The sequence below is a fragment of the Nocardia sp. NPDC003482 genome, assembly GCF_053588115.1.
Map to the genome: position 1 here is coordinate 305,945 of NZ_JBSFPI010000006.1, position 9,830 is coordinate 315,774.

The following is a 9,830-nucleotide window of genomic DNA, read 5'->3' on the forward strand; positions in this document are numbered from 1 at the left end:
TCAGTGTCCGCGCTGTTCGTGCAGGGCCAGCCCCTCCTGGGCCTTGACCCGCCGATGTTCGAGCAGCAGCCAGCCGAAGCCGCCGAGCAGCGCGGCCGCGCACAGCACCCCGGCCACGATCGCCCATCCGGTGAAGCCGTATCCCGCCGCGGTGAGCGCGCAGGCGAGCGCGACCAGACCCAGCGCGCAGAGCACGATTCCGGGAATGTTGTAGCCGTCCTCGATACCCTCGCCCGCGTGATTGCGCGTGTTCCGCGAGGTGTCCGGAAAGTTCGCTCGCGCCTGATCCGCTGCCATCGTGCACCTCCCTGTCGGTGTCACCGGGGTCCTCCGCCCCGGAATCTGGTTCAGCACTACCCGGGTTCGGGCGCGGCAATCAGCGAGGCCGCCACGACGGTCACGTTTGCCGACGGGCGGGTGGGGTAGCTCGGCGGCATGGTCGGGATCTTCCTCGTCGACGATCACGAGGTCGTCCGGGTGGGTCTGCGTGGTCTGATCGATGCGCAGCCCGACCTCGAGACGGTCGGCGAGGCCGGTAGCTGTGCGGAGGCTCTCGCGACGCTGCCGCGGTCGGGCGCGGATGTGGCCGTGCTCGACGTACACCTGCCCGACGGCAGCGGCATCGAGCTGTGCGGCGCGCTGCGGGAGCGGATGCCGGGTCTGCGCACGATGATCCTGACCTCCTACACCGACGAGCATTCGGTGATGGGGGCGGTGCTCGCCGGGGCCGACGGTTACGTCCTCAAGGACATCGACGCCCCGCACCTGCTCGAGACCGTGCGCGCGGTCGCGAAAGGCCAAGCGCTGCTGGACAATCGGGCCACCGCGGTGCTGATGGCGCGGGTGCGGGCCGAGGCCGCCGAGCGGCGCGGGCCGATCGCCCATCTCACCGACCGCGAGCGGGAGCTGCTGCGGCTGTTGGGGGAGGGCCGCACCAATCGCGATATCGCCGAGCGGATGTTCCTGTCCGAGCGGACCGTGAAGAACTACGTCTCCCAGCTGCTGCGCAAACTCGGGCTGGATCGGCGCGCCCAGGCCGCGGTCATGGCGGCCAAACTCGGCCTCGACGGCGGGAAGTGACCTTCGGACCCGACCTTGGTCACGGGGGTCGGTGACCTTCGCGCCGATGCCGGATCGCGGCGGGCTCGCGAGGCTGGACGACGTCCCGTTCGCTTCCGAAAGGATTCATCCGATCATGGTCCTCGCGCGTCCCGAAGCCGAAACCCTCCGGAGCGCAATCGGATCGGCGCAGCACGCGCCGTCGGTGCACAATTCGCAGCCGTGGCGGTGGGAGGTGGACGGCGCCACGGTCCGGCTGTACGCCGACCCGTCCCGGCATCTGGTCGCGACCGATCCGCAGGGCCGGGCCCTGATGCTGAGCTGCGGCACGGCCCTGCACCATCTGCGGGTCGCGCTGGCCGCGCGGGGCTGGGCGTCGCGGGTGCGGCACCTGCCCGAGCCGGGCGATCCGCTGCGCCTGGCCGAACTGACGCTCGAGCCCCGCCAGCCCGAGCGGGACGACATCGAACTCGCCGCGGCCATCGCGCACCGCCGCAGCGATCGCCGCCGCTTCCGGTCCGGCCGGATACCGAGCCTGCGCACCTGGGCCGCCGCCGAATACGCGCGCCGCTTCGGCGCGGACGTGCGCACGCTGGGCGAGGACGAGCGCGCCCGCCTCGCCCCGATGTTCCGCACCGCCGCCCGAGAGCACGCGCAGGACGCCCTGTACCAGGTCGAACTCGCCACCTGGAGCGGGCACGACGGCGAGACCGGCGACGGCGTCCCGGCCCGCAACGCCGCGCCCATCCACACCGACGATCAGCTGCCGGGTCGCGCGTTCGCCAACCCCGCCCTGATCGATCCGGCCGCGCGGCCCGACGGCGCCGAATGGCTCGCCGTCTGCACCGAGGCCGACGACCGCGTGGACGAACTGCGCGCGGGGGAGGCGCTCAGCGCGCTGCTGCTGTCGGCCACGAGACTGGGCCTGGCCACCTGTGTGCAGACCGAACCGCTCGGCGTCGTCGAACTGCGCGAGCGGATGCGCCACTCGGTCTGCGGGGACGCCTATCCGCAGGCCCTGGTCCGCACCGGCGTCCCGCTCGGCGCCGCGCCCCTGCCCGAGACCCCACGCCGCGGTGTCGACGAGGTGGCCGGACCCTAGACGCGCGTGGGAGAAGCCTTGGCGGCCTTGCGTTCTCGGGGTACGAGCAACGCCAGCAGCGCCACGACGGTGGCGCCGCCGAACAGGTACAGCCCCCACGTCCCGCTGAGCAGATGACGGTAGTCGTGGCGCAGCCGGTCGTCGAAGCGCTCGTCCAGCCGCCAGGTGAGCACGGCCAGCGCCGCGATCGCGGCGAGCACGCCGAGCCAGCCCAGCAGGCGCGAGCCGGTGAGCGCGGCGAGCAGCACCACGGCCGCACAGCACAGCAGCACCAGGGCGAGGGAGAGATAGAACTCGACCGACACCCCCGCCAACTGGTCGAGGCCGCGATCGGTCGGGAGGCCGTCGCGCAGATCGAGGAGTCGAACGTGCCGGGCCCGCAGCGATCCGAGCAACGGCCCGAACGCGCCGACACCCATCACGATGGCACAGGCGAACAGCAGCAAATGGACGAACGTGCGCATACCTCCACCGTATTGCGCGCCGCGGGGAAACGCCCCCTTACATCTCGAGTTCCTCCTCGATGCCCTTGAGGCGGTGCCGCGCGAGGGCGAGATTGGCCCGGCCGCGATCGAGGGCCAGATACAGGAACAGCCCCTTGGCCTTGCGTCCCGTCATCGGTCGGATGATGTGGTACTGGCTGGACAGGGTGATGAGGATGTCCTCGATGTCCTCGTTGAGATTGAGCTGATCGATGGTGCGCATCTTGGCCCGCACCACCTCGGTGTTGCCCGCGGCGGCGACCTGGAGGTCCAGGGCCTTGGAGCTGCCCAGCATCCCGAGCGCCATACCGCTGCCGTAGTCGACGACGGCGGCGCCGACCGCGCCGTCGATGACCATCATGTCCTTCAACGCCAGATCCATGTTCACGGCGGTGTTTCCTCTCAATCGGTGTTTCATCGGGTGGTTCCATCGGTGGTGGCGGTGAGGTGATCGGCGATCGCGCGTGCCACCGGGCGCGATTCCAGGTGCAGCCGACCGACATTCACGTCCGGTTCGGCGAGCACGGTGAGCGCGGACCAGCCCGCGGCGTAGACGACCACGTGTCCGGCCGAGCCCTGCACGACGACCTCGTCGAACCCGCCGCCGTGGGCCGTGGTGGCCAGCCGGTACGACAGCGCGAGCTGGGAGGCCGCGAGCGCGGCCATGCCGTCGGGTTCGATGTGGTCGGGCAGGTCGTGGGCGATGAGCAGGCCGTCGCTCGACGCCACGAGCGATCCGGTCAGTCGCGGGACGCGCTCGCGCAGCGCCCGCAGCTCCGCGAGCACCACGGCGTCGGGTTCGGGTTCCGTCACGCTCACCTTGGTCCGCCTTCCCATCAGATCGCCGAGTCGCTTCCTGCGCGTGGTCACGCGAGTTCCTCCAGCGCCGCTCGCAGGCGGACGAGCGTCTCGTGGTCCACCGGGCTCCAGCGCTCGGGCACGGTCACCGCCGGGGTCGAATGCCGCACGGCCGCAGGCGTTTCCGCGTCCTCCGGCGGCAGGGAACGGCCGGACACCCGGCGCGGCAGTGGCACCGGCACCGGCGATTCGGGCGCCTCCGGTTCGGCGCGGTCGGTCGCGGGCGGCTCGATCAGGCCCGCCGCGGTGAGCTCGCGCACCGAGACCAGGCAGCCGTAGGTGGTGCGGCCCAGCTCGCGCGCGATCGCGGCCACGCTGCGGCGGCCGTCGGCCGTGCCGAACACCTCGATCTGCCCGCCGGTCAACGCGATTCGCCGCCGCCGAGCCCGGCGCACGGGTACGACCGGGGCCCGGTCCACCAGCCGCGCGGGCCACGGCCCGGCCTCCGGATCGCCGCGGCGCGCGCACTCGTGCACCAGCGCGTCGGGTGGGATGTGGCACACCGGGGCGAGCCAATGCGGTGGGGCGGGCCGGAATTCGCACGCCGAGGGGGAGGCCAGCAGGAAGTAGGCGGCGTCGAACACCGACAGCAGGGCCAGCGTCTCGAGCCGCGGGCGGTCCAGGACGCGGCCGGGTTCGCCCGCAGCCGCGCGGCGCCAGTCCTCGGCGGTGGCCACGCCCGCCGCGACCACCAGCCGATCCAGGCCCGGGGTGCGGCGGCAGTCCGCGCTCGCGATGGCGCCCTCGGTGAGGTGGAAGGCCCCGTCGGCGGCCCGCAACACGCCGGTGCCGCGCTGAATCCCCAAGCGCCGCAACTCGTTCGCGAGATCAGCGCGCACCGGCGTCCGCTCCGGCGAGTTCGGCCAGGATCGCCTGCACCTTGAACCGGGCCAGGGCGAGGGTGCCGGTGTCGCCGTCGAACCGCACGTGCACGAACAGCCGCCCGTCGTAGTCCCCCGCGATCAGGCGCAGCAGATGGAAACCGTGCGGGCCGCCGATGATGATCTCGGTGACGTCGTCGTCGGTCCGCCCGGTCGACAGGGCGGGACAGGTCAGGACCGCGCGCACGATATCGGTCGTGGTCGCCGCGTCCTCGTGCCGATCGACCGGGTCGTGCCGCCCGGCCGCCGCGACCGCCAGGCCGCTCGCCCCGTCCACCAGCGTCGCGCCGCGCGCACCCGGAATCGCCATGAGGCGTTCCATGCAGTCATCGATACCGATCACGTCACCGTTCCCCGGAAGTGGTTACGGTTCCGAGACGCTACCCAATTTCAATGGCTGATGTTCGGCAAATTCCGGAGAATACCTCGCAGTATTGTCTACGCCGCGGAAATGGCGACCGCGCGGTTTTCTGAATGCGAAAAGTGTTCGCTCGTACCGGATTTCGTACCGTGTCAGGCCGGGATGAGATGAATCGGGAACGCCGCGAGATCATTCTGCGTGAGCACCGGAAGATTGCCGATCTCCTCGACCGGAACCGCGAGCCGCAATTGCGGAAAGCGCTCGAACAACGCGGGCAGCGCGATCGCGGCCTCCAGCCTCGCCAGCGCCGCGCCCGGGCAGATGTGCGGGCCGAAGCCGAACGACACGTGCCGATGCGCGGTCGGCCGGGTCAGGTCGTAGGCGTCGGCGTCGGGGCCGTGCACGGCGGTGTCGCGGCCGATGGCCCGGTACGACATGACCACGCCCTCGCCCTTCTCGATCACCGTGTCGCCGATGGCGATGTCCTCGGTGGCGAAGCGCATGAGCAGATGGATGACCGGGCCGTCCCAGCGCAGCGTCTCCTCGATGGCCTGCTTCCAGTCGTAGTCCCCGGCCCGTAGCCGCGCGAACTGGTCCGGGTGGGTCAGCAGCGCGCGCACGGTGGTGAGGATGAGCGAGACGGTGGTCTCGTGGCCCGCGGCGACGAGCGCCTTGAGATTGCCGACCACCTCCTCCTCGGTCAGCCGCTCCCCGCCGTCGTCGGCGAGGATGAACGCGGAGGTGAGATCGTCCTGCGGCTGGGCGGTCTTCTTGCGCACCAGATCGGTGAAGTACTCGTCCAGCTCCGCGATCACGCGCAGCCGCTCGTCCTGCGGGGTGAGCAGCGAGAAGAACGCCTTGTAAGACTCGAGCAGCCAATTGTGGTCCGCCCGAGGCACTCCCATGAGTTCGCTGATCACCCGCATCGGCAGCGGATAGGCGAAGACCTGCTTGAGATCCACCACGGCCCCGTCGGCCCCGGCCGCCGCGAGGTCGTCGAGCAGTTCGGCGGTGGTCCGCTCGATCACCGGGCGCAGCGCGTCGAGGCGGCGCGGGGAGAGCGCCTGGGTGGTCTTGATCCGCAGCCGCCGATGTTCGGCGCCGTCGACGGTGAACATCGACCGGCCCGCGTCGATCATGCCGATCAGCGGCCACTGCCGGGTCACCACGCCGGACTGCCACAGCCCCCACGCCGAGATGTCCTTGACCAGACGGGGATCCACCAGCAGCTGCCGGGCCAGCGCGTGCGTGGTGACGGTCCAGGCGGGCACGCCCAGCAACTCGATGCGGGTCAGCGGTCCGGCCGCGCGCAGCGTCGCCGTCTCGCCCGCCAGATCGCCGATCATCGGATCGATCACCAGGGTGTCGGCATGTGGGCAGGGCGTGGTCATGGGGTACCTCCGACGGCGCGAACTGGGGTGAAACAGACTGGGAGAGAGGTCATTCCGCGCAGGAAGGGGGACGGCCGCCGGACCAGGTTCTGCGCGGGCACGGCCAGATCGATGTCGGGCAGCCGGTCCAGCAGCACCTCGATGCCGGTGCGGGCGATGATCTCCGCGATCTGTTGGGCCGGGAACGGGCAGCGGTACTCGCCGTAGCTGAACGCGAAGTGCGCGCTGTTGCCGTTGTGCGCCGGTTCCGTCCCGTCCGAGACATGTTGGCGCACATGGGGATCGGCGTTGGCGGCGGCGAGGCCGAGCAGCAGCATATCGCCCGCGTGCACGATCTTGTCGCCGAGGCGGGTGTCGCGCGCGGCCCAGCGCCCGGCGAGGATCTGGGTGGGGGTGTCCTCCCACAGCACCTCGTTCATCGCCTGCCCGATGCTGTGCCGCCCGCCGCCCAGCGCGGCGGCGAACCGGTCGTCGGTCAGCATGAGCCGCACCGAGTTCCCGATCCAGTCCGAGGTCGGCAGGTGCCCGGCGGCCGCGATCGCCATCAGGTCCAGCACGTACTCCTGATCGGTGAAGGCCATGGGGCAGGCCAGCATTCGCGAGACGAGATCGTCGCCGGGCCGCTCCTTCTTGGTGGCCACCAGGCGGCCCATCCGCTCGGCGAAGCGCAGATGCGCGGCCTGTGCGTCGGGGCCGCCGTCGGTGAAGGTCTTCATGATCCAGGCCAGTTCCGGCCCGTCCTCGTCCGGGAACCCGAGGATGCGCGCCAGCGCCAGCACCGGCAGCGGTTCGGCGAAGTCGGTCACCAGCTCGGCCTGTCCGCGCCCGCAGAACCCGTCGATCAGCCGGTCCGCGAGATCCTCGCAGGCGACGCGCAATTCGAACGGATCGACCGCGTCCAGGGCGGGTTCGACCATCGAGACGTGGCGGCGGTGCTCGGCCCCGGCGGTGTAGTAGATCGAGGGCATGGGCCGGCCGACCATGGGCAGCAGCGGCCAGTCCGCCGGAATGTGGGGCCACTGGTTCCACAGGCTCACATCGCGCGGGAACGACTCCGGATCGCTGGTCACCTGATGCAGTTCGCGATAGCCGACGACCAGCCACGCGGGCACGCCGCCGGGCAGTTCGACCGCGACCACCGGGCCGTGCTCGCGGCGCATCTCGCGGTAGAGCTGCTGCGGGTCGGTGTGGAAACGCGGGCCGCTGAGCGGGACCACGTCCGGTTCGGCCGAGGGACCGGGGGCGGGGTGCGGCAGGGTCACGACGCGATCTCCGGATTCGGTGCGGCGTTGCGGTAGAGGTGCTCGACCAGGGTGATCAACACTTGTTTGCTCGAGGTGCGCGAGCGGGCGTCGCAGCTCACCAGCGGCACGAACGGATCCAGATCGAGCGCGTCGCGCAGCTGCCCGGGCGGATAGGGCGTGCCGCCGAAGTCGTTGCACGCCACCACGAACGGCGTGTGCTGATGTTCGAGGCGGTCGACCGCGTACCAGCAGTCGGCGATGCGGCGCGGATCCACGAGCACGATGGCGCCGAGCGCGCCGGTGAACAACCGGTCCCACAGGAACCAGAACCGCTCCTGGCCCGGCGCGCCGAACAGATACAGCACATGCTCGGCGTCGAGGGTGATGCGGCCGAAGTCGAAGGCGACCGTGGTGGTCGTCTTGCCCGGCGCGCCGCTCGGATCGTCCACGCCCACACCGAGATCGGTCATGGTGGCCTCGGTGTCGAGCGGACGGATCTCGCTCACCGAGCGGACCATGGTGGTCTTGCCGACGCCGAAGCCGCCCACGATGACGATCTTGAAACCGCTGTGCGCGGAGCCCGGCAGCGGCGCGTCCGAGCGGACCGGCCGCGGATCATAGCTTGCGGAGACCAACGAGCACCTTCTCGAGCGTTTCGGTATCGGGCAGCGAACTCCACGGCGCCCCAGGGGTATTCGCGGACGCGTGCGGATGCCGCACGGTGATCTTGCCCGCGGCCAGCAGATCCGACAGCAGCACCATGGCGATGCCGACGGGCACCCGCAGTTCGGCGGCGATCTCGACCACGGCGGTGGGCGCGCGGCACATCGACAGGATCGCGCGGTGCTCGGACTGCATACCGGGCGTGGGCTCGGACTCGCTGACCACGAGGGTCACCAGATCGAACGCGTCGCTGTCGGGTCGGGAACGCCCCCCGGTCAGCGTGTACAGCCGATCGGGGTCGTCGTCGCGGCCGGGCCTGGTCACGACCGGCTCGCCCCCGGCGTTCGGGGCGCGGCGGCCAGATGGTCGGCGAGCTGTTCGACCAGTTCGCGCATGTTGTGGCCGACCAGTCCGGCGTCGGCGTCCTCGGCCGCGACCACCGCGATGTGCGCGCCCATCCCGGCCTCCACGATGAACAGGATGCCGCCGTAGAACTCGGTCATGGACTGGCGGACCCCGGAGCGGCCGTCGCCGAATTCGACCGAGGCGCCGTGCGAGAGGCTCTGGATGCCCGCGGCGATGGCGGCCAGCTGATCGGCCTTGTCGGCGCTGAGTTCGGGGGTGTGGCAGATCTTGAGGCCATCGCTGGACAGCAGCAGCGCGTGCCGGGCGCGCGGGGTGCGCGCGAGCAACTGGTCGAGTAGCCAGCCCAGCTGCGAGGTCACGGGCAGTGTCATGAATTCTCCTCCAGGACAACGGGTTCGGCGTGCTCCGCGCGCCCGGACACCGCGCGCTGGAAGGCGCCCATCGCCGACGGGCGGACGGGAGCGGGCGCCGGGGGAGTACTCGGTCGCGGCGCCGACAGCCCCTCGGGATGCACTGCCGCGAGCGTGCTGCCGCGGCGGCGCTTGGGCAGGGCGATCTCGGCGACCGGTTCGGCGGGGACCGTGATCGGCGGCGGGGCGGGCTGCTGCCGCGCGGGCGCCGCGGGCAGGGTGAGGGTGGCGGTGGAGCCCGGGGCGCGGTCCAGGCGCACGATCAGATCGCGCGGGACGACCACCACGACGGCGGTGCCCCCGATCGCGGACGGCCGATAGGACACGGTCATGCCGTGTTTGTGGGCGAGGTGACCGACCACGGCCAGGCCGAGGCGGGTGCCGGTGAGCGAGGACAGGTCCAGGGCGCTGCCGCCGCGTTGTCCGTTCGAGGCGATGCCCGAGACCGTGCGTTCGGCGCGGGCCAGCGCGGATTCGCTCATGACCAGGCCGCTGTCCTCGATGGTGACCACGACGCCCGCGGGCACCTCGGCGGCGTAGACGTGCACCTCGGTGGTGGGCGGGGAGAAGTTGCAGGCGTTGTCGAGCAGTTCGGCCAGCGCGTGCATGACGCCCTCGGCCGCGTGTCCGGCGATGGCGATCTCGGCGACCGCGCGCAGCCGCACGCGTTGGTAGCCCGCGACGCGGCCCATCGCGCCGCGCAGAATCGATTCCATCGCAATGGGTTTCGCCCATCGGCGGCCCGAACGCGCGCCGGAGAGCACGGCGATGGAGTCGGCCAAGCGGCCCGCCTGCGCGGTGCGGTGATCGAGTTGCAGCAGATCGGCCAGGACGGTGGGATCGGCGTGGCGGTGTTCCATCTCGCGCAGTTCGGCGAGCATGCTCGTCATCATCGCCTGCATGCGCCCGGCGGCGTTGGCGAAGGCGGCCATGGCCGCGGTGCGGCGGGCGTCGCTGGTCTTGGTCTCGCGGACCTGGGCCGCGGCGGCATCGCGGGCGGCGGCCAGCGCGGC

Annotated in this window: 14 protein-coding genes; 2 read left to right on the plus strand and 12 right to left on the minus strand. The window is 71.4% G+C overall.

Annotation, left to right across the window (positions count from 1 at the left end; all coding sequences use genetic code 11):
• Entirely contained in the window at positions 1-297 is a 297-nt protein-coding gene (locus ACWDSJ_RS12305) for a hypothetical protein (RefSeq protein ID WP_387360673.1), read from the minus strand.
• Between the two features lie 138 nt (positions 298-435).
• Between ACWDSJ_RS12305 and ACWDSJ_RS12310 the strand changes: the two genes are divergently transcribed.
• Together ACWDSJ_RS12310 and ACWDSJ_RS12315 are read left to right on the plus strand one after the other, a co-directional pair.
• A complete protein-coding gene (locus tag ACWDSJ_RS12310) occupies positions 436-1,080 on the plus strand; it encodes a response regulator (RefSeq protein WP_387360675.1) in 645 nt (214 codons plus the stop codon).
• A gap of 46 nt (positions 1,081-1,126) precedes the next feature.
• Complete coding sequence (locus ACWDSJ_RS12315; protein ID WP_450031530.1) at positions 1,127-2,161, plus strand: Acg family FMN-binding oxidoreductase; 1,035 nt, start codon at positions 1,127-1,129, stop codon at positions 2,159-2,161.
• Here ACWDSJ_RS12315 and ACWDSJ_RS12320 read toward each other — a convergent pair.
• From ACWDSJ_RS12320 to ACWDSJ_RS12370, 11 genes are all read right to left on the minus strand, one after another.
• Positions 2,158-2,625 (minus strand): hypothetical protein, encoded by a 468-nt coding sequence (locus tag ACWDSJ_RS12320; RefSeq protein ID WP_450031531.1) that lies wholly within the window; start codon positions 2,623-2,625, stop codon positions 2,158-2,160. The genes ACWDSJ_RS12315 and ACWDSJ_RS12320 overlap by 4 nt on opposite strands.
• 37 nt (positions 2,626-2,662) lie before the next feature.
• Positions 2,663-3,025, minus strand: coding sequence for a hypothetical protein (locus ACWDSJ_RS12325; RefSeq protein WP_387361296.1), 363 nt, complete (start codon positions 3,023-3,025; stop codon positions 2,663-2,665).
• Positions 3,026-3,057: 32 nt separating this feature from the next.
• Complete coding sequence (locus tag ACWDSJ_RS12330; protein ID WP_450031533.1) at positions 3,058-3,513, minus strand: roadblock/LC7 domain-containing protein; 456 nt, start codon at positions 3,511-3,513, stop codon at positions 3,058-3,060.
• Complete coding sequence (locus ACWDSJ_RS12335; protein ID WP_450031535.1) at positions 3,510-4,340, minus strand: hypothetical protein; 831 nt, start codon at positions 4,338-4,340, stop codon at positions 3,510-3,512. The genes ACWDSJ_RS12330 and ACWDSJ_RS12335 overlap by 4 nt, the downstream gene beginning before the upstream one ends.
• On the minus strand, positions 4,330-4,725 hold the full coding sequence (locus tag ACWDSJ_RS12340) for a hypothetical protein (protein WP_450031537.1): 396 nt from the start codon (positions 4,723-4,725) through the stop codon (positions 4,330-4,332). Before ACWDSJ_RS12340 ends, ACWDSJ_RS12335 begins: the two co-directional genes overlap by 11 nt.
• A gap of 170 nt (positions 4,726-4,895) precedes the next feature.
• Positions 4,896-6,134, minus strand: a complete 1,239-nt coding sequence (locus ACWDSJ_RS12345; protein WP_450031539.1) for a cytochrome P450 family protein — start codon at positions 6,132-6,134, stop codon at positions 4,896-4,898.
• Complete coding sequence (locus tag ACWDSJ_RS12350) at positions 6,131-7,396, minus strand: cytochrome P450 (protein ID WP_387360689.1); 1,266 nt, start codon at positions 7,394-7,396, stop codon at positions 6,131-6,133. Before ACWDSJ_RS12350 ends, ACWDSJ_RS12345 begins: the two co-directional genes overlap by 4 nt.
• The gene (locus ACWDSJ_RS12355; protein ID WP_450031541.1) at positions 7,393-8,013 is read right to left on the minus strand and encodes a GTP-binding protein; all 621 of its coding nucleotides are present in this window, start codon (positions 8,011-8,013) and stop codon (positions 7,393-7,395) included. Before ACWDSJ_RS12355 ends, ACWDSJ_RS12350 begins: the two co-directional genes overlap by 4 nt.
• Positions 7,994-8,365 carry a DUF742 domain-containing protein gene (locus tag ACWDSJ_RS12360; RefSeq protein WP_450031543.1) on the minus strand — a complete coding sequence of 124 codons (372 nt, stop codon included), beginning with the start codon at positions 8,363-8,365 and terminating at the stop codon, positions 7,994-7,996. The genes ACWDSJ_RS12355 and ACWDSJ_RS12360 overlap by 20 nt, the downstream gene beginning before the upstream one ends.
• Entirely contained in the window at positions 8,362-8,778 is a 417-nt protein-coding gene (locus tag ACWDSJ_RS12365) for a roadblock/LC7 domain-containing protein (protein WP_387360693.1), read from the minus strand. The genes ACWDSJ_RS12360 and ACWDSJ_RS12365 overlap by 4 nt, the downstream gene beginning before the upstream one ends.
• The coding region (locus ACWDSJ_RS12370) for a sensor histidine kinase (RefSeq protein WP_450031545.1) at positions 8,775-9,830 on the minus strand (1,056 nt) is incomplete at its 5' end. The genes ACWDSJ_RS12370 and ACWDSJ_RS12365, both read right to left, overlap by 4 nt.